The organism is Enterobacter cloacae complex sp. ESBL7 (assembly GCF_041679625.1).
GTDB classification, from domain to species: Bacteria; Pseudomonadota; Gammaproteobacteria; order Enterobacterales; family Enterobacteriaceae; genus Enterobacter; species Enterobacter asburiae_B.
Genome location: NZ_JBGORN010000007.1, coordinates 133178 through 149441, shown reverse-complemented (window position 1 = coordinate 149441; position 16264 = coordinate 133178). Strand labels below are relative to the sequence as shown.

Genomic DNA, 16264 nt, shown 5'->3' with positions numbered 1-16264 from the left:
GCCTTACTGTTTTTATTATTGGGATAACGACGCGCGCGTGGCGGGGGTCCATGCCCCGTAATCGTTAATGGTCTGATAGCTCATGCTGCCCGCATGGCTGAAGGTTTCGGCCAGGGTCACGCTGCCTTTCGGGGGCACCATCACCGGCTGCACCGGCATACCGTCAATTTTCACGTTGATGGTGGTGAGGTAGTACGGCGTGGGGTTGCTGAGCGTGACTTTTCCGGCGCGATAGGCACCGGCCAGCTTTTTCCACGCCTCTCCCGGGGTCTCGCTGAGTCCTTCCGGGCGATAAAAGACCTTGATGCGGTTAGCCGAGGCAAACTGCAGCGTATTCCCGGCGCCGCTTTTCGCCTGCTGGGGGATGGCTTTTACCGTCATCCAGTAGAGCGTCTCCCGATCCTCTGGCAGGGCTTTGCCGTTAAACATGATTTTCACCGCGCTTTCGCTGGCCGGCTTCATGACGTACAGCGGCGGCGTGATCATGAAGTCGTTGGTGCGTTCGCCTTTCTCATTCTCCATCCACGACTGGATGAGGAACGTGGCGTCGGGATGGGTGTTTCTCACCTGCATCATGGCCTGGCTGGTGGCGCTGGAGTAGACCATTCGCGTTGCGCCCAGCCCCACGCCGCCGGCATAGACGGCGGAGGAACATAACGCGCCCGCCAGGCAAATCCATGTGTTTACGCGCATAGTGTTTCTCCTGAAAGCTAAGACAGGCCCGGCCGTAGACCGGGCCTGAGGATTACGAATAGGTCACGGTGTAGGTTGCGACGGCGCTGGCATCACCCGCGGTGGCGCCGCCCTTCGGCGAGTAATATTTCGCGCTGAAGTTCAGGGTGTTGGCACCCTTACGCAGAGGGATGGCCGCCGCAGGTTCACCCAGGTTCACCACGTTGCCCTGCTCGTCATAAAGGCGAATAGCCACGTTTTGCGCAGAGTTGGCGCTGCCGTTTGCCCCGACGGACAAGCTATTCACATCGGAAGTGTCCGGCGTGCCGGTGAAGGTGACGGCCACGGTTGTGGCGGCAATCGGGTTCTCATCCGTAGAGGCTGAGGTATCGGCGATTTCGCAATCTTCCAGGGTGATGGCAAACGCTTTTGCCGTGCTGGCAACGCTGCCTGCCGTCTTCAGCGTTGCGGTACGCACTTCACCCATGTCCACGTCAATGTTGGCGCTTCCCGCGCTGATGGCGCAGGCGGAGGTCACCACTTTGCCGCTAAAGTTCACCGTGCCGCCGCTGGTGCCGGCAGCCAGGGCCGTGCCCGCTGGCAGTAATGCCGCAATAGCGATCGCGAGCAGCGTTTTATTATTGAATTGAGCTTTCATTGTCCTGATTCCATTATGGTGTTATGTCGAGATTTGCTCTGAAAGCAGCAGGTCTAACTGGTTAAAAAGACCAGCAAATCTGTCTTGTTCCTGAGCCCGAGTTTTCTTATCGCTGAGCTTTTTAACGCGCTGACACGACGGTAAGAAAGCTGCTCTGTTTCGGCGATGTAACGCATATCCAGACCCTTTCGCAGTTCCTTCAATACCCTCCATTCACCCGGCGTCAGCGATAACGCCGTGGGTTTTTTTAGTGGGCGATAACGGCTATCGACCATTTTTAATACGCTGGCTCGCCAGTGATAAAGCGGGTCCTGCAGCGAGAGATAGGCGTCTATTTCACCGCGTATCCACAGCCAGGAATTTGCCGGTGCGGAATACATGCAAATAAGTACGTCGGGATAAAGTACTTTCATCTTCCTGATATATTTCAGGCAGTCATATCCCGCGTGATATTTCTCCATGCCGGATAAAAAAATCACGTCTACCGGTGCGGCTGCGAGTATCGTTTCGATCTCCGCGTAATTATCGATCGATGCTGTAATCTGCATAGCCGGGACAATATTTTTTAATAACGCGGCGATCCCCTGGCGCGCAAAGTGATCTCCACCCAATAGCGCGACATTTAAATGACGTGTGTTGTTGAGCTTATTCGCCATGTCATTCCCTCGATTTATAATTGTAATGAGACTCGTCTGTCTGGCAGAACGATGCCTGTATTTTCGAAGCAATTAAGCATTGCACGGTGTGAGCCCACTATACTCAGGGCGTAAAAGAGGTAACCTGAATTAATCTTAATTTGTTTTAAGTACGGTTTAGGTGTAGCGTCAATTTCTCCTCGCTGAACCGGCTTTTGCTTATTTGCCTGTAAATAATCATACCGGTAGTTTTTATTGAAAAGTTGGCTTTAATAAATGTTTTGTAAGGAAATAGTCTGGGGACGTCATGCGACGCGGGTTGTTACTGACGGTGGCTAACAGTTTCGCACCGAAATTGTTAATTAAGACGACAGCTTTCGAATTGGTCGTAATTTCGAAACCCGCTGGCAGAGCGCGTCCTCTCTGCTTTTTATTAAAAAAACAAATTAAGCGCGCTGAATAATTCAGACAATGATGGCTAAAGCGTTCAACGGGCGCCTTTGTCGAGTTTTGTCAGTGTCAAGACGGCTTTAAATGGCGGTTAAGAAAACTTCAGACCGGTCAGATAAAGAGAAAGGAAAAATAAGATTTTTCGCCAGGCGCCAGGATATACAGTTGCGCATTAATCCGTCACATTAATCCTTACACAGGCGAGGGATACGCAGGTTAACCGTGAAGGGAATCTACTGGAGCAACAGGCGTTGACCGGAGGTATTTAGCCCATTCTATGCATAAGCATTACATTATTAATGGCCTGGTAGAGTTTCATCCAGCGGCCAGCACATTACGCGATCTCAACAATCCTGACCGGGTGGTGGTATTAAATTCCCCGGCGGGGCGCTGTTTGTTGTTATTAATAGAAAGAGTCGGAAGTATTGTGACTCAACAGGAGTGCATGGATATTGTCTGGCAGCGCCGGGGGATGCTGGTTTCGCCTAATACCTACTACCAGAATATTTCTATTCTGCGTAAGGGGCTGAAGAAAGTGGGGTTTGAAACCGATCCGATTGTCACTATCCCGCGCATTGGACTGACGCTCGCAAGCGATACGCAAATCACCGTTAAAGAGACGCAGCCGCAGGCTGAAGAGGAAGAACGTGCTGCTCCGGATGCCGCCGAAGAAACCGTCGCCCGGACGGTATCGACACGCCGCTTCTGGCTGCCGGGCGCGCTGGTGCTATTGCTGATGCTGGCTGGCGTGAGCGTTATCAGCCATAACCTGCTGCATGACAGCTATTTCGTCGACGGGTATCGCTTCGCGATGAAGATGGGCGAATGCCAGCTCTATTTTTCTCGCGATATTGAAACGCAGCGCGACCGGGATAAAGCCCTGGCCTATGCCGCCCCGTTTAAGGACCAGTGCGCGAACTATCCCTGGGTGTACGTCAGCGGCTACATCCTGCTGCCTCGCGCATCGGTCATTCGCTGTGACAGGCCGATGACGGAACCCAACCGCTGTATGTCCGATTATTTTATAGAGGATCGCTAGTATGGTTCGCTACCGTCAAACGCTTGTTGCGCTCTGCCTGTGCCTGCTGATGGGGGCTGTCGTGGCGGCGTATTACCTCTGGCATCGCCATTACATCCAGCCCTTTTCCTGCCAGGCGAACTTTATTCAGCATCACCGTGATGAAACGCTCTCTCTGTGGCTGAATTACACCGTGGAGGGTAACAGCGGAATACTCAGCATGAATGGCCGGTTGAAAAGCGATCCCACGAAGACCCTGAATCGCAAAGTTTTCTTTCAGATTGAACGCAAAGACAGCGTCTATAATCTAACGTCCATACGCAATATGAAATTTCCGGACGACAACATCAGCGACAGCTGGCTGGAGAAGTACGAGCCCTTATTTTTTATCTATCCGAATAAGAATATTTATATGCGTATTAAGAAACAGCAGAATGAGAATTATTTATTTATTCTGGGGACGCTGCCAACCTATGTGTGCCACACGTCAAAAAACGGATAGCGACAGGGAGAAATGTTTTTAAGTTTTTGCGGGCATCATTTATGCTTGATTTAACAGCCAGGACCTATCTTAGGAAAATATAACAGCAACAATAATGTTGCGATAATGTAATTATTCTTCGGCAAGTTAATGAAAAATATAATTGATGATAGCGTCAGAATGACGCCTGCACGGAATAAATCCCTGCATATGGGTTTACTCCTGTGGCCCCATTTCTCGCTTTTCGCATATTCAGGATTAATAGAGGCGTTACGTATTGCATCCAGCGTCCAGAAGCGTAGCCAGAAAATACGCTTTAAACTCAGCCTGATAAGCACTTATCCCGACTTACCGATAGTGAGCAGCTCAGGGCTCAGCGTGCGGCCTGAGGCCGCCCATGCGCCGCCCGGCGACTTCGACTATATTGCGGCGATCGGCGGAGGTCTGGAGCATCTTCACCAGGGACACCGTGGCGACAGAGCGTTTCTCACGGAGGCTTATCACAACAACGTTCCTCTGATTGGTATTGGTACCGGCAGCTTTATTCTGGCGGAGGAAGGCCTACTGAACGAGCGCCGCGCCTCGATTCATCCTCATCACCATGACGTTTTCACGCAACGCTTTCCGCAGGTTTATGCTGAGCAAGGCCTCGATTTTATCGACGAAGGCGATGTGCTGACCTGCCCGGGCGGGATCTCAACGCTCACCCTGGTAACGGCGCTGATCCGCGCCCACGGGGGAGACGACATTGCGGCCACCACCTCCCGGCGGCTGTCCCTTCCTCCGCATGACGCCGCCACGCCGCGGCCTGCGAATATCGCCATGATCCCTGATTCACGGCTTCGCAGGGCGGTGACGATTGTCGAACAGTATCTGACTCACCCGCTGAACGCCGCCAGGCTCGCGCAGGACGTTAAGCTGAGCGAACGCCAGCTTAACCGCCTGTTTCACGCCGAGTTTGGCAAAACGGCGCGGGAATTTATTCGCAGCGCCAGGCTGCGCTATGCCTGCTGGCTGCTGAAAAACTCTCAGCAAAGCGTGACGGATATTGCGCGGCGGATGCGGTTTAGCGACTGCGCCCACTTTATTCGTCATTTTCAGACCGAGTACGGCTGCACGCCGGGGGTATGGCGCACGTCGCAGAACTGATGCACCTATTTCGTGCTTTCTTCGTAGGGTATTACTGGCTCGCCTGGATAGACTTCCGTTAAAAGCCTAACGGAGGGAAGACGACATGAACTGGCAGCCTTTTCGCGGCGATGCACCGGAAAATATGACGATTTTCAGCGCGTCATTTCCCGACGTCAGCGACCAGTGGCCGATGAAAGACGACGCTGCCCGTGAGATCGCCTCCCTTGACCGCGCCCTGAAAGCCGAGCCAGCGCTCCGGCCTCCGAGGGTGGAATACGACGAAGGGGGGCAGGCCGTGCTTGTCCCGCAGAACCGTTATTCCGAACAGGCCTTCCGCAACCGCCCGGCGCTCACCGCGTGGCGCACCCGGCTGGTGCCCTCCGCGCTGGCGCTGTTTGTGGTGCAAAACCCGCTGGAGGACCGCCTGCCCGACGGCACGAAAATGGACAGCGACAGCCGCCAGTGGTTTATCCACGCTAACGATGCGGTTGGCGTGCGATCCCGCGCCAGGGTGCTGGCCGCGCTGGTGGATAAGTACATTCACAACGAAAGTGAAAATAACTGGGTTAGCCTCGCAAGCGGTGCCGCCATTCCGGTGCTGGAGGCGCTGCGCGAAGCAAAGCTCGACGGCCAGCGTGTATATCTCACGCTGGTGGACAAAGACCCTGTGGCGCTCAGCTGGGCCGAAACCATGGCGGCGCAGGAAGGGATTGTGGTGGGCGAACAGCTGACGCTGCTCAGGCGCAACCTGCTCCATACGCTGGTGCGTAACGAGGACCTGCTGCTGGAGCTGGGCGAGCACCAGGCCGAACTGGTCGACGCGCTGGGGATTTTCGAATACTTCAACGATACCGATGCGGTGATTTTTCTCCAGCGCGCGCTGCGGCTGGTCAAGCCCGGCGGCGCGGTGATTGTGTCGAACATGCTGACCAGCAGCCCGCAAATTGACTTTGTTCTGCGGGGTATCGGCTGGGAGGATATTTACCCGAGGTCGTTACAGCAGCTGCAGGATATTCACCTCGCGGCGGGCGTGCCGGTGGAAAACGTCACCGTGGTGGTGCCGAAGGATGGGGTGTACGCGGTGATGGAGATTAGGGTGGGGGATGACAAACCGCACGGTCAGTTCCCTCTCCCTGAGGGAGAGGGTTAGGGTGAGGGGGAACAGACCGCAAAGCGTGGCTTGAAATAGTTCGGTTTTCCAATCATGATCCCCCCATGAAAATTGAAACCGCACTTCCCACACACTTCGAACGTCTGGTTGCGATCTGGGAATCCTCCGTCCGCGCCACCCATCACTTTTTGCAGGAAAGCGATGTTGCGGCGCTGCGCCCGCTATTGCTTAACGCCTATCTGCCTAACCTCAAGGTCGTGATCGCTCGCGATGACGCAGGCGTTATTCACGGCTTTTTAGGCGTGGATGAAAACCGCATTGAAATGCTGTTTGTTGATGACACGAGCCGCGGGAAGGGCGTCGGGAAATTGCTGCTCCAGCACGCCATCGAAGAGTTTGGTGCGAACGAAGTGGACGTGAATGAGCAGAACCCGCAGGGTGTGGGATTTTATCGCCATATGGGGTTTGAGCAGGTCGGACGCTCGGAACTGGACGGGCAGGGGAATCCGTTTCCGTTGCTGCATATGCGGTTGGGTGGGCAGGTTTAACGCCCTCTCCCTCTGGAGAGGGAGTCTGCAAGCTAGTTACTGGTAATTTGCCCGATGATTACGCCACGCACTTTTTCGCCATCGAAGTAATAAGAGACCGTATTACTCTGGATGAATCCATTCTGTACTGGCGTCTCCTGATAAAAAAGCATCGCTTTCTTTTTGGCGATCTCTTTCTTGCCGAACAATGCGACTAAATTGCCATGCGTCGCATTTAATAATGGAACATTAGCGACTGAGACTCTGACAGGTTCCGTTGTGTTAGCACACTCTTTATGGATGCCATCCCTGGCTATGACTAGCGCAGTTAACAATCCTGCACCCATTTCGTTATCGGAAATGAACCAGTAATTCGTGTCATCGTCGTCATGAAGGCAGACCCAGCGTGCGGAACTGTCTTTGTTAACTGGTGTGCTGGAGATATCTGACAGGTGAGTAATCTCCATTCGTACGGCTTGCTTGCCTATAGTGATGGTTGGGGAAAGGGGCACTGTTGTAGGAATTTCCGTCCGCGATCCGTCTTCATCGTAATACCGGGTCGCGAAGCCGGTCATTTCAGTTGCTGAGACATGCGAACTGACTGCAACGAGTAATGGCAATAAACAAAATAAATGCTTCATTTGACAATCAATACCGTATCGTTGCTTTTCCAGATACTCCTTCTGGCACTCAGAGGAGCAATGATGCAGCCTTCTGAAGAGTCGTCAGGGTGCAAACTGCTTTTACCATGTATTTTAAATGAGTCCCTACCACACATATCATTTGTCGAGTAGGGCGTGAGGCTGAGAGTATATTTCCCAGTGTGGGCTGAATTATGAGGGGACCCAATAGTGTAGGTGCCTCGTGGCAGCGGTCCGCTGTTTTTTACACATTCTTGTGACGGATCGTTTTTGTAACCACTTGCTCCTGCGTAATCTGCATCAAATTGGTAGACACCATCCAGATAAAATTTATGCTCTTTTACATCATATTCCCAGGACATACTTTCTCCTTAAGCGCGCACTTTCCAGGTATCAGAGTGAATGATGTTTCCATCAATGTAGTGCCATGTGATTTTTTCATATGTCAGATCTACATATTCATGGTGTGTATAGTGTTCGTTTTGCGGGTGTTTAATGTCAAACATGATAGGTTCAATTTGAACAACTCTTGCGTTTTCTAAAGTTGTCTTAAAGTAAGCCTCTTCTAGTCCGTTATAGTTGATTCTGTAAAATATGAATTCAGCTTTTTTTAGTGTTTGTCCAGTGCACAAGGCTTTGTATAGATAAGAGGATGATGAATCAATCTCTTTCATGAATGCATAGGTACTATAAATGCGTTTTGCTGTGATTTTTCCGGGGAATTTATCTATAGGCTGTTCTATAGAATGCATAAATTCAATCACTTCTATTGAACCTTCGCGATCTTTTATATCGACAGATCCATTAATCCTCCGGCCTGAATCATCCTCGAGCCATAAGTAAACAGGGATAGCCATCTCAATCTCCTTTTATAGACTGAGGGAAACTACTCTTCATTATGGATTTAAATTGTGACTTTCATTTCAAAATAGAAAATAAAATATGGAAGTGGGACTTAAAATTGCTCTTTGCGACGTATAAGTTTCTCAGATGGGTTTTTAAAGATTATAACGTTGAATTATGATTTCGTTGCCATCGTAAGAGAAATGCTAACTTAAAATAGCATCAGGTATTGAAATGATGAATGTCATCAAATATTGAACTTGTAAGTTAGCATTACATGTTGGGTTCGATTGCTTTTTGGATGTTATGGAAGAAATCTGGCATTCCATAATGTGTTTTATGTTGGCTGCATGCCCAGCAGCCAACTTGATAACAGCGGGAACGGTTATGATAATTGCAGGCTCGCCAGCGTGTTCTCGATCTGGCATAACTTTGCTTTAGTGCGTTTGTAATCGTCCAGAATCCTTTGCTCCTGCTCGTTATACGCCACCAGAACGATGCACCCTTTCATCACCTTTACCGTGACCTGCTGTCCGGTATCAAAACCTGCCGCGCGCAGCCACTTGCCGGAAAGGATGATTTTCGGCGTGGATTTGTCGAAAACATTCGGGCGGTATCCCACAATTAACGAACGCTCGGTTCCTGATTGGTCGGTGTCTGGGGTAGAATGCGAATCAGCCATAATCAACTCCTTGATAGTTGGTGAGGTTAGATGCCCTTTAGTGCACCAACACTGCTGGGCGTTGTTAGAATTCTGAATCCGTGTGGTAGGTACCACAGGCAGATAAACCAACCGAAGTGGTACCTACCATGCAAGAAAAAAAGAAACCAAATTTTGACCGCACAAAGAGCACGATGAAGAACATCCGGTTCGAGGATGAGCTTTTGGAACAGATTGAGAAGGCGGCAGGGAAAGGGAATTTTAGTCGTTGGGTAAAAGATGCATGCAGACTATATTTAGCTAACACGAATAAAAACATTAGGAAATAAAGGCCTAATCAAAAAATAGGCCTTTATAATTATGCACTTTCTTTTTCAGCTATATTTCCATTGCTAGCTGTTTGTGTATTTTTCATGTTTGCGAAAGTTGTAATTGATTCGGATGCGGTGTTTTTTATTTTTTCAACAAATCCTGGAACTGTTTTTAATGCTTCTTTTACAGTTTCAGATGAAAGAAGCTCATGGAACGGGCTTCCATGATTTTCTGCCTCAACGAGGCGAAGAGGTAATTCATCAATCCTGTTTAAAGCGGACTCAAGTAATTTCACTTCTAGTTTTTTATCAATCCTTGAAGCTTCGCTTCGATAACCTTCATAGGCTCTAGATACTGAGGCTTTAAAAGCATAGTCTTCAGATAATTTGAATCTATGTCCGATTTGTTTAGTTGCTAACCAGGAAAACCATACTGGTGCACCGATAGATAGTACTGACAAAATAAAATTTGTGGAAATTAATGTGATAGACGGATCTGGAGCTGATGTTGCTTTTAACAGGTCATGCAAACGATTAGCGCCAAAATAACTTCCTATACCTAAGGAAATGATTAACCCAGAAACCCATACCCACATCGAATTAGAAAGTGATTTAGAGCGCTCAATGAAGGCTGCAGCCAAACCTACTGTAGTTGCTGCAGAGTAAGCTGATTCACAACGCTTTAGGATACTTTCTGCTGTAGTGTTTTTTGTTTCTAAATCATTCTCAATATTAGTGCTTTTATCTAATATAATATTTATTTGCGCATGTTCGGTGGTGGCATTTTGTAGAATATCTTTAATTTTGTTCCGGGCTTCACTAAGCGACTCTAAATCCGTTGGAAGCTGATCTGCTGCGTTGTAAGCTTCTTCTATTCGTGTAACCATCGTTCTTAAACTATCAGTTCTAGGCTCAAGGTCTTTTATTCTTGCTTCTAATGTTCTAACCTTTTTTAATAAATCTCTCATAGCAGCGCTATGATTTTTATTTAATGCTGTTGTAAGTGCTTTTGCAAGGTAGTTAATAGTAATTTGAAATGCAGGTAAGGCTTGGTTTCCGTTTCCCCAAATATTAGGTATAGTTAGTGTATTTAATCTTTGTAACCTTGGTAAATAGTCTGCCAATAATTCTTCGTAACTTTGATCTATCTCACATTCTTTGTTTGCATCTATGATATCAATGAGTTCTTGGGTTTGATTTATGAGTTCTTGTTTAGAAACACCGGGAAAACTCCAATTATTATGGGCAATATTTAGTGCTTGTGTGCTGGGGATTTTTGAATCAAGTTCTTGTAAGGTTATTTCAAGCTCATTACGAATATTACTTATTATATCATTCATTTTTAATCCTGTAGGTTAGAAAATGTGAATAGTAACAGCAGTAATAAATAAATGGGGTGGGGAAATACAAATCATTTTTGGCGGAGATCACAGGAGTCGTATAAGGTGGTTAACTTATTGATTAAATGTTGATATTTCGTGTTGGATAAATGACTAACCCCCATAAGCACCCCCAAATGGTTTTACTTGGGGGAATGTGGGCTAAATAGCGATTGTAATCAATTCGTGGCGCTAGATTGTGAAGGTAACATTCCAGGATAATGTTTAGCAATGATGTCATTTAGTTTATCGACCAGCTCAGGTCGTTTGAAGCTGATATGGGCTGTTCCCTTCTGAAAGTATCTGATAGCAAACATCTCATCTTCATACCGGGTGCTGTGCCGATTCGCATGGATGTGATCACCTAACCGACGAGTAACGTCAGCGCGGTTGTCAGGGATGGGTTTTCCATCCAGTAGCATCAGCATACGCTCAAGGTCAGCCAGGCGGTCACGCTGCCAGCCCCAGTTAAGCCCAAATCCCCACCGGTCGCATTTGACCAGCCCGCTAACGATAATTTTTGTTCCAAACTTGCAGGGGCTATTCGTTTTGAAATCCCAACTCAACCCTTTAAATACATTAATGACGCCGCGCTCAAACACCTCACCTTTATTCAGATGCAACTGCTCGAACGTACTCAGAATATTTACTTCACTGATGGCTGGAATGTCGTCCTTTTCCAGGCTGTTATACCACTGGTCACGCGCCTGAGCGTCCATGATGGCAAGCATCCCTGATCGCTTCATCAAATCCCGCCATATACCGCGATCGAGATTGCGGGTAATTGCTTTCATCGCCGCTTCTCTTTTTTCCATCAGCCAGCAGCCGCAGCGGAAATCCTGCTTCATGGCCCAGTCCAGCGCGCTTTTGCCGCCGATGCTGCGGGTCAGCGTCGAGACATCGTCAAGTTGTTGCATGAGCACTTCAATCTGCATCAGCGCGGCATTACGCCCGGTGACGATACGCTCAATGCTGGTAGAGCAAATCACGTCGGTATGGTCGGTTAATACTTCGGTTTCAGTCTGCATAGTAAATCTCCATAAATAGAAAAGGCCCGCAACGAGTGCAGGCCAAGTGTTGTGGGTCCATCAGGAGCACAGGAGGCAGGTAAAACAGTGGGGCGCAACCATCGATCGATGTAACCGATCGATTTTCGAAAATTGATCTGCAAAATGAATTATTCAGCCTGGTTATCCCTGTGCCACAATCCCGAAAACGAATTTAACTGATTGTTTATCAATTCATTTCCTGTCTTGACGAGGAGCGACCGCCTTTTGCCCTGAAAACACGGCAGTGAAATAACGTAACGGATGATGTGATGAAAAGATGCGCACGCTGTAATAAGAAAAGGTGTGTTCTGGACCGGATTTTCGGACTCGATACAGAATTTTGTGACGAGTGCTTATTTGATACCGAGCAGGAAATCAGGGAAAAACACATTCTCCCCGTCAGGCATCAGAAAGATGACAGCCAGGGGAAAGCGTAGCCCGGTATGAAGCCTGAAATTGATGTCAGCGTCATTATCCCGGCCTTCAATGCGCAGGCCACCATCAGCCACCTGGTGCATAAGCTCCTTAGCGAGCAGACGCTCAGCATGGAGGTGATAGTCGTGGATGATGGCTCCACCGACGAAACGTGGACCATACTCGGCGGCATCACCGATGAGCGGCTGATGCTTATTCATCAGGAAAATCAGGGCGTGTATGCCGCACGTAACGCCGCGCTGGCGGTGCACGGCGGCGAGTGGGTGGTGTTCCTGGATGCCGATGACCGGATTGCCGACGGCTTTTTGCGGGAACGACTACGAACTGCTCATGAAGCTCAGGCCGATGTTGCCGTGTTCAATGGCTGGCGGGCCGACAGTACCGGTTATCAGCGCTCCCCCGTACACCTGAAACAGTCATACGGGCAGATGCTCACTGGCCGGGAGTGGATACGCCATTGCGTCAGGCAGCAGGAATGGCCGCATTACCTGTGGCTGCAGCTCACCCGTTCGGCGTATATCCGCGAGCATAACCTGCGGTTCCAGGAAGGGAAAAGCCACAAAGACATTCTCTGGACCCTCCATCTTGCCGCCGGAAACGGTCGGTTTTATTTCTCCGACCGCCAGGACTACACCTACATCAGCAATCCTGCGTCCATTACCCACCGCCCGGATTATTACGATATCCGCGCGGCCAGCTATATTGACGTCATAACCGATATTCTCGCCCTGAGCGAACAACAGCTACAGCGCGCTACCCGACGCGCACTGGTCAGACATGCCCTGGTGGAGTGCCGCCATTTTCTCGGATTGTACCGTCGCAAAGTCAGTCACCAGCCAGCGCTGCGTGTCAGTTTTTGCACACGGATATCCTTTCGCCAGCTACTGCCCGGTATAAGCAGCCTGAGCGATGTTTTCTTCCTTCTGAAGCTGGTTCGTAAAATTTACTTCTCCGCCGTTGTGTCGAAGGCGCAAGGTTAACCGGTGGATCTCGCGAATTCTGCACCGCAGCAGACGACGCACCCTAATCGCCATACCGGGCACCCACTGACGCTGTTGCGCGACATCGCTAAAAAACGCCAGCCGGTGAGGGCTGGCACTCATACGCGAGTGACGAGTACCGTTCGGTGGCTAATCCGTTCTGGTTTGTTGCAGAAGTCGCAGATGAGCATCGTGCCGCAGTCGATGTTGTTTTGCAGCCAGTCGCTCAGGATCTGCAATGCAGTTTCAGTGGTTAATTCCGACATGTGTTCTCCTTGTGGCAATTGAGGTTGAGCTACCAGTCAAACGTAGCGAAGTCCGGCAGCACTTCGCCAAAGGCATCCAGATGAACAATGCCAGCGGCGTAGCGACGCATAAGCGTCACCACTAACCGACGGCAGGCTTTCGACAGGCCGAGACGTTTGAGCCGTAAGACCGGAAATGACCACGCGCCCAGGTAGAGCAGATAACCCGATCCGGTGTACGAAATCCATTCCTGGTCGCCAAAGTCTTCATACTGGTGCGAAAGGGTAAACAACAGAGTGTTGTCTTCCGCCGTGATATGCGCGGTGCTGCACTGGATGCAGTTTACGTGGGCGACGGGCGGCAGTGGATCTTCCACTACCAGCTTGCCTGGCTCGTCAGCAACGCGAAGTGAATACCCGTTGTCACAGACCACATCGATCAGCGCAGACAGTTCAATGCCGTCAATATCGACGGCGATCCGGCCCGTATTCAGGGCCAGAACGTTGATGGCGTCGGCTTCTACCGTCAGGGATAACTTCATTGCTGCACCTCGCGGTATTTGCCTGTGGTGATATCGGTAACGGCCCTGTAGCCGTTGCGGGTCATCAGCCCGGTGGCTTTGCGGGCGCGGAGAATATCGATACGGGTGAGAAACGGCGTCTGTGTTTCTGCGCTGAAACCGCAACGATCGGTGCGTACCAGGTCGTATTTCTCCACAATAAAATTCACGGCGTTGCACAGTGAAATACCGGCGTCGATATGCTCCTGGATCACGCCATCGTTGCCGAAAGGTGTGTCGTTGAGCGCCAGACCGTAGTGACGATCCAGCAGGTGGCTCAGGAGACGCTGCCAGACATCCACGGGAGACGGGCGTGTCGGTGCCTCCCGCGTTTGAGATTGTGGTTGGGTTTGCATTGGTTTTACTCCGTAAACAGAGAAACGCCAGCCGTTACGACAACGGATACTGGCGCGGCGGATCGCCTCTATAAGACGGCGGTGTGACGGGGGGCGTTAGCTGCCGAATGACGACTGACCGCTGATAATGAGGGTGGCGCTGTTACCGGCCAGACCCACCGCGTTCTGGGCGCTCAGGATATCTGTGGGTGTGAGCAGCGACGAGCTGAACAGAAGTGATTTTCCCCGATTATCAGTGCGTTCCAGGTCGCAGTCTTCAGCCATCTCATTCAGGGCGTCAACCAGCGAATCACCGGCGTCAATGCATTCCTGAATTGCGCTGTCATCGCCAAACGGCGTATCGTTAAGTGTCAGACCGTAGTGACGTTCCAGCAGATATGTCAGGAGGCGCTGCCACACGGCAATCGGTGATACATGCGATAACCGCCCAATCTCAGCGGCCCGTTTTGCGGAAACAGGATAAATTCTCATTGTTGGATCTCTTTGTTGATGGGTAAGAACGAGGGTAAGTAGTAAGAAGGTTTATGCGGTTGTGGCTGGTGTCGGATAAATTGCGATATAGACGTATCCATGCGAGCCGAGGGTGTCGGCTTCGCATACCAGTCCTTTTGCATACAGGGTGACGCAGTGCTGATGACGGGGATTAAGCTCACCGGAAAGCAGCATCAGCTCCAGTTGTTTGAGCAGTACCGGAAATGCCTGATCGAGATGGCGTAAATCCGCGTCGGTGAAGGTGCCGGTGATGCTGGCGCGGTCGTTCAGGTAATGCAGACGGTTGCCCTCCTGCACCAGGCGTGCGCCAAAACAGGGTGTGATATCGCGTTTAAGCCCCCACCAGGGTTCGACGATATCGTGGTTTACAGGCGGTATTTTATTCGACATTTTTAGCCTTCCTTAAATTTGAGTTAATTCAGGGTCACGCTGCGTAATACGACATACGGGCCGTTGCGGTCCTGACGGCGTTCAGCGAAGACGGCGAGCACACCGCGGATATCCTGCACCTCCCGCCCTGCGTAGTGGCAGACGCTGCCGGACCACTGATAACGCCCGGAACAGAAGCGAAACAGCCGGGACTGCGGGTGCTGGCGGTATAGCGCCATCGCCTGGCGTTTACTGATAATCTTCATCGATATTTTCTCCTTAAAGCCAGCCCCTCTCTGCAAACGAGACGATCTCCATGCCACCGACAACCAGATGGTCCAGCAGGCGGATATCAACCAGCTCCAGCGCCTGCTGGATACGCATAGTGACCTGACGATCTGCATTGCTGGGTTCGGCAAGCCCTGACGGGTGGCAATGAGCCACAATGACAGCGGCGCAGTTATGCTTCAGACCGGCCTTAACCACCTCGCGTGGATGGACCTGCGTATGATTGATGGTGCCGGTGAAGAGCGTTTCGTAAGCAATGAGGCGATGCTGGTTATCCAGAAAGAGCACGGTAAACTCTTCGCGCTCCAGTGAGGCAAGCTGCAGACGCAGCCAGTCGCGGACGGCATGGCTGGAGGTAAATGACGCGCCGGGTTCGCGTAACTGGCGCTCCAGAAGGGTCAGGGCTTCCCGGATGGTGTGTTGTGCCGACGGCGGGAGTCCGACAGCAAACAACGGTAGCTGTTGTTTCATCGCGTCTGGCCTCAGTCGATGATATGCATAATGGCGTTACATTCCGCGTGGTTTAGCGCGTAGTCCCGCAGACGGTAATAGTGCTCCGTCATGGCATCGCATTCGGTGCGCATGGCGTGGTGGCTGTATGTCATCAGACAGACGGCGATCCCGGCGGCTTCAGCGCTGAGCTCACCGCCGTTACCGTTCAGGGTGTTGAACAGCGACCATTGTTCATCAGTATCCTCATTCGCTTCCGGGGCCATAAACGCGCCGCCGTTGCTGAGCGTGTAAAACTGCCAGATGCCGCCGCTATAGTCCGCACAGAAGCGGTCCATCCACGCGAAGACAGTCGGCTCGAGGATTATCCACCGCGGTATGCTGCCGAAGTGCTGCGGCCAGAAACTGACGCGGTTCTCATCGGTGACCTGTGTAGCGGCAATCTGCTGTTTAGTCGCTACAGGAACGGTTGCTTCCGGGGTGAACAGCGGTAGTGTCTTGTCGTTCATTTGCGTTTTTCCT

The 16264-nt window shown here is 50.8% G+C and carries 24 protein-coding genes; 7 read left to right on the top strand and 17 right to left on the bottom strand.

The genetic code is table 11. The features are described 5' to 3' along the window. Positions 1–15: 15 nt before the first annotated feature. Genes ACERY3_RS19825 through ACERY3_RS19815 form a run of 3 tightly spaced genes read right to left on the bottom strand, consistent with a single transcriptional unit; the run spans position 16 to position 1986 of the window. Entirely contained in the window at positions 16–693 is a 678-nt protein-coding gene (locus ACERY3_RS19825) for a fimbria/pilus periplasmic chaperone (RefSeq protein WP_319877021.1), read from the bottom strand. A 52-nt stretch (positions 694–745) separates the two neighbouring features. Next, on the bottom strand, positions 746–1330 hold the full coding sequence (locus tag ACERY3_RS19820; RefSeq protein WP_032661969.1) for a fimbrial protein: 585 nt from the start codon (positions 1328–1330) through the stop codon (positions 746–748). A 53-nt stretch (positions 1331–1383) separates the two neighbouring features. Continuing rightward, positions 1384–1986: a LuxR C-terminal-related transcriptional regulator gene (locus ACERY3_RS19815; RefSeq protein ID WP_182931373.1), complete on the bottom strand. Its 603-nt coding sequence runs from the start codon at positions 1984–1986 to the stop codon at positions 1384–1386. 706 nt (positions 1987–2692) lie between these two features. Between ACERY3_RS19815 and ACERY3_RS19810 the strand changes: the two genes are divergently transcribed. The 5 genes from ACERY3_RS19810 to ACERY3_RS19790 all read left to right on the top strand — a co-directional run bounded on the left by ACERY3_RS19810 (position 2693) and on the right by ACERY3_RS19790 (position 6704). Next, a complete protein-coding gene (locus tag ACERY3_RS19810) occupies positions 2693–3454 on the top strand; it encodes a transcriptional regulator (RefSeq protein WP_373226348.1) in 762 nt (253 codons plus the stop codon). Position 3455: 1 nt separating this feature from the next. Further along, on the top strand, positions 3456–3935 hold the full coding sequence (locus ACERY3_RS19805) for a hypothetical protein (protein ID WP_023309865.1): 480 nt from the start codon (positions 3456–3458) through the stop codon (positions 3933–3935). A gap of 189 nt (positions 3936–4124) precedes the next feature. Then, entirely contained in the window at positions 4125–5063 is a 939-nt protein-coding gene (locus ACERY3_RS19800) for a GlxA family transcriptional regulator (protein ID WP_047059676.1), read from the top strand. Positions 5064–5148: 85 nt separating this feature from the next. After that, on the top strand, positions 5149–6195 hold the full coding sequence (locus ACERY3_RS19795; RefSeq protein WP_319877024.1) for a class I SAM-dependent methyltransferase: 1047 nt from the start codon (positions 5149–5151) through the stop codon (positions 6193–6195). Between the two features lie 65 nt (positions 6196–6260). Continuing rightward, positions 6261–6704, top strand: a complete 444-nt coding sequence (locus ACERY3_RS19790; RefSeq protein ID WP_319877025.1) for an acetyltransferase — start codon at positions 6261–6263, stop codon at positions 6702–6704. A 32-nt stretch (positions 6705–6736) separates the two neighbouring features. Here the strand turns inward: ACERY3_RS19790 and ACERY3_RS19785 are convergent, their stop codons facing one another. The 4 genes from ACERY3_RS19785 to ACERY3_RS19770 form a co-directional block, all read right to left on the bottom strand. Continuing rightward, positions 6737–7324 carry a hypothetical protein gene (locus ACERY3_RS19785; protein ID WP_319877026.1) on the bottom strand — a complete coding sequence of 196 codons (588 nt, stop codon included), beginning with the start codon at positions 7322–7324 and terminating at the stop codon, positions 6737–6739. Next, positions 7321–7686, bottom strand: a complete 366-nt coding sequence (locus tag ACERY3_RS19780; RefSeq protein ID WP_072051083.1) for a tlde1 domain-containing protein — start codon at positions 7684–7686, stop codon at positions 7321–7323. The genes ACERY3_RS19785 and ACERY3_RS19780 overlap by 4 nt, the downstream gene beginning before the upstream one ends. A 9-nt stretch (positions 7687–7695) precedes the next feature. Beyond that, the gene (locus ACERY3_RS19775; protein WP_319877027.1) at positions 7696–8181 is read right to left on the bottom strand and encodes a type VI secretion system tube protein TssD; all 486 of its coding nucleotides are present in this window, start codon (positions 8179–8181) and stop codon (positions 7696–7698) included. A gap of 371 nt (positions 8182–8552) precedes the next feature. Then, positions 8553–8849, bottom strand: coding sequence for a SymE family type I addiction module toxin (locus ACERY3_RS19770; protein ID WP_032660962.1), 297 nt, complete (start codon positions 8847–8849; stop codon positions 8553–8555). 128 nt (positions 8850–8977) lie between these two features. Here ACERY3_RS19770 and ACERY3_RS19765 point away from each other — a divergent pair, with 128 nt between their 5' ends. Beyond that, positions 8978–9157 (top strand): YlcI/YnfO family protein, encoded by a 180-nt coding sequence (locus ACERY3_RS19765; RefSeq protein ID WP_319877028.1) that lies wholly within the window; start codon positions 8978–8980, stop codon positions 9155–9157. Positions 9158–9186: 29 nt separating this feature from the next. Here ACERY3_RS19765 and ACERY3_RS19760 read toward each other — a convergent pair whose 3' ends face one another. Beyond that, positions 9187–10479, bottom strand: coding sequence for a hypothetical protein (locus tag ACERY3_RS19760; protein WP_319877029.1), 1293 nt, complete (start codon positions 10477–10479; stop codon positions 9187–9189). A 218-nt stretch (positions 10480–10697) separates the two neighbouring features. Beyond that, positions 10698–11546 carry a DUF4942 domain-containing protein gene (locus tag ACERY3_RS19755; RefSeq protein ID WP_373226344.1) on the bottom strand — a complete coding sequence of 283 codons (849 nt, stop codon included), beginning with the start codon at positions 11544–11546 and terminating at the stop codon, positions 10698–10700. A 464-nt stretch (positions 11547–12010) separates the two neighbouring features. Between ACERY3_RS19755 and ACERY3_RS19750 the strand changes: the two genes are divergently transcribed. Beyond that, positions 12011–12982: a glycosyltransferase gene (locus tag ACERY3_RS19750; RefSeq protein ID WP_115181120.1), complete on the top strand. Its 972-nt coding sequence runs from the start codon at positions 12011–12013 to the stop codon at positions 12980–12982. Between the two features lie 119 nt (positions 12983–13101). Here ACERY3_RS19750 and ACERY3_RS19745 read toward each other — a convergent pair whose 3' ends face one another. The 8 genes from ACERY3_RS19745 to ACERY3_RS19710 all read right to left on the bottom strand — a co-directional run bounded on the left by ACERY3_RS19745 (position 13102) and on the right by ACERY3_RS19710 (position 16251). Then, positions 13102–13248, bottom strand: coding sequence for a DUF957 domain-containing protein (locus ACERY3_RS19745; RefSeq protein ID WP_115181121.1), 147 nt, complete (start codon positions 13246–13248; stop codon positions 13102–13104). A 29-nt stretch (positions 13249–13277) separates the two neighbouring features. Then, complete coding sequence (locus tag ACERY3_RS19740; RefSeq protein ID WP_115181122.1) at positions 13278–13769, bottom strand: DUF5983 family protein; 492 nt, start codon at positions 13767–13769, stop codon at positions 13278–13280. Then, a complete protein-coding gene (locus ACERY3_RS19735) occupies positions 13766–14143 on the bottom strand; it encodes a TA system toxin CbtA family protein (RefSeq protein WP_115181123.1) in 378 nt (125 codons plus the stop codon). The genes ACERY3_RS19740 and ACERY3_RS19735 overlap by 4 nt, the downstream gene beginning before the upstream one ends. Before the next feature lie 96 nt (positions 14144–14239). Next, positions 14240–14614: a TA system toxin CbtA family protein gene (locus ACERY3_RS19730; protein ID WP_115181124.1), complete on the bottom strand. Its 375-nt coding sequence runs from the start codon at positions 14612–14614 to the stop codon at positions 14240–14242. Between the two features lie 51 nt (positions 14615–14665). Then, the gene (locus ACERY3_RS19725; protein ID WP_373226341.1) at positions 14666–15025 is read right to left on the bottom strand and encodes a type IV toxin-antitoxin system YeeU family antitoxin; all 360 of its coding nucleotides are present in this window, start codon (positions 15023–15025) and stop codon (positions 14666–14668) included. A gap of 23 nt (positions 15026–15048) precedes the next feature. Next, complete coding sequence (locus ACERY3_RS19720) at positions 15049–15270, bottom strand: DUF987 domain-containing protein (protein WP_109845370.1); 222 nt, start codon at positions 15268–15270, stop codon at positions 15049–15051. Positions 15271–15283: 13 nt separating this feature from the next. After that, a complete protein-coding gene (radC, locus tag ACERY3_RS19715) occupies positions 15284–15763 on the bottom strand; it encodes a DNA repair protein RadC (RefSeq protein WP_373226339.1) in 480 nt (159 codons plus the stop codon). An 11-nt stretch (positions 15764–15774) separates the two neighbouring features. Continuing rightward, positions 15775–16251, bottom strand: a complete 477-nt coding sequence (locus tag ACERY3_RS19710; RefSeq protein ID WP_373226337.1) for an antirestriction protein — start codon at positions 16249–16251, stop codon at positions 15775–15777. Positions 16252–16264 lie beyond the last annotated feature (13 nt).

Bases quoted from the DNA above. Each gene is read 5' to 3' on its own strand.
- ACERY3_RS19825 (WP_319877021.1), bottom strand. From the start codon at position 693: ATGCGCGTAAACACATGGATTTGCCTGGCGGGCGCGTTATGTTCCTCC.
- ACERY3_RS19820 (WP_032661969.1), bottom strand. From the start codon at position 1,330: ATGAAAGCTCAATTCAATAATAAAACGCTGCTCGCGATCGCTATTGCG.
- ACERY3_RS19815 (WP_182931373.1), bottom strand. From the start codon at position 1,986: ATGGCGAATAAGCTCAACAACACACGTCATTTAAATGTCGCGCTATTG.
- ACERY3_RS19810 (WP_373226348.1), top strand. From the start codon at position 2,693: ATGCATAAGCATTACATTATTAATGGCCTGGTAGAGTTTCATCCAGCG.
- ACERY3_RS19805 (WP_023309865.1), top strand. From the start codon at position 3,456: ATGGTTCGCTACCGTCAAACGCTTGTTGCGCTCTGCCTGTGCCTGCTG.
- ACERY3_RS19800 (WP_047059676.1), top strand. From the start codon at position 4,125: ATGGGTTTACTCCTGTGGCCCCATTTCTCGCTTTTCGCATATTCAGGA.
- ACERY3_RS19795 (WP_319877024.1), top strand. From the start codon at position 5,149: ATGAACTGGCAGCCTTTTCGCGGCGATGCACCGGAAAATATGACGATT.
- ACERY3_RS19790 (WP_319877025.1), top strand. From the start codon at position 6,261: ATGAAAATTGAAACCGCACTTCCCACACACTTCGAACGTCTGGTTGCG.
- ACERY3_RS19785 (WP_319877026.1), bottom strand. From the start codon at position 7,324: ATGAAGCATTTATTTTGTTTATTGCCATTACTCGTTGCAGTCAGTTCG.
- ACERY3_RS19780 (WP_072051083.1), bottom strand. From the start codon at position 7,686: ATGTCCTGGGAATATGATGTAAAAGAGCATAAATTTTATCTGGATGGT.
- ACERY3_RS19775 (WP_319877027.1), bottom strand. From the start codon at position 8,181: ATGGCTATCCCTGTTTACTTATGGCTCGAGGATGATTCAGGCCGGAGG.
- ACERY3_RS19770 (WP_032660962.1), bottom strand. From the start codon at position 8,849: ATGGCTGATTCGCATTCTACCCCAGACACCGACCAATCAGGAACCGAG.
- ACERY3_RS19765 (WP_319877028.1), top strand. From the start codon at position 8,978: ATGCAAGAAAAAAAGAAACCAAATTTTGACCGCACAAAGAGCACGATG.
- ACERY3_RS19760 (WP_319877029.1), bottom strand. From the start codon at position 10,479: ATGAATGATATAATAAGTAATATTCGTAATGAGCTTGAAATAACCTTA.
- ACERY3_RS19755 (WP_373226344.1), bottom strand. From the start codon at position 11,546: ATGCAGACTGAAACCGAAGTATTAACCGACCATACCGACGTGATTTGC.
- ACERY3_RS19750 (WP_115181120.1), top strand. From the start codon at position 12,011: ATGAAGCCTGAAATTGATGTCAGCGTCATTATCCCGGCCTTCAATGCG.
- ACERY3_RS19745 (WP_115181121.1), bottom strand. From the start codon at position 13,248: ATGTCGGAATTAACCACTGAAACTGCATTGCAGATCCTGAGCGACTGG.
- ACERY3_RS19740 (WP_115181122.1), bottom strand. From the start codon at position 13,769: ATGAAGTTATCCCTGACGGTAGAAGCCGACGCCATCAACGTTCTGGCC.
- ACERY3_RS19735 (WP_115181123.1), bottom strand. From the start codon at position 14,143: ATGCAAACCCAACCACAATCTCAAACGCGGGAGGCACCGACACGCCCG.
- ACERY3_RS19730 (WP_115181124.1), bottom strand. From the start codon at position 14,614: ATGAGAATTTATCCTGTTTCCGCAAAACGGGCCGCTGAGATTGGGCGG.
- ACERY3_RS19725 (WP_373226341.1), bottom strand. From the start codon at position 15,025: ATGTCGAATAAAATACCGCCTGTAAACCACGATATCGTCGAACCCTGG.
- ACERY3_RS19720 (WP_109845370.1), bottom strand. From the start codon at position 15,270: ATGAAGATTATCAGTAAACGCCAGGCGATGGCGCTATACCGCCAGCAC.
- radC (WP_373226339.1), bottom strand. From the start codon at position 15,763: ATGAAACAACAGCTACCGTTGTTTGCTGTCGGACTCCCGCCGTCGGCA.
- ACERY3_RS19710 (WP_373226337.1), bottom strand. From the start codon at position 16,251: ATGAACGACAAGACACTACCGCTGTTCACCCCGGAAGCAACCGTTCCT.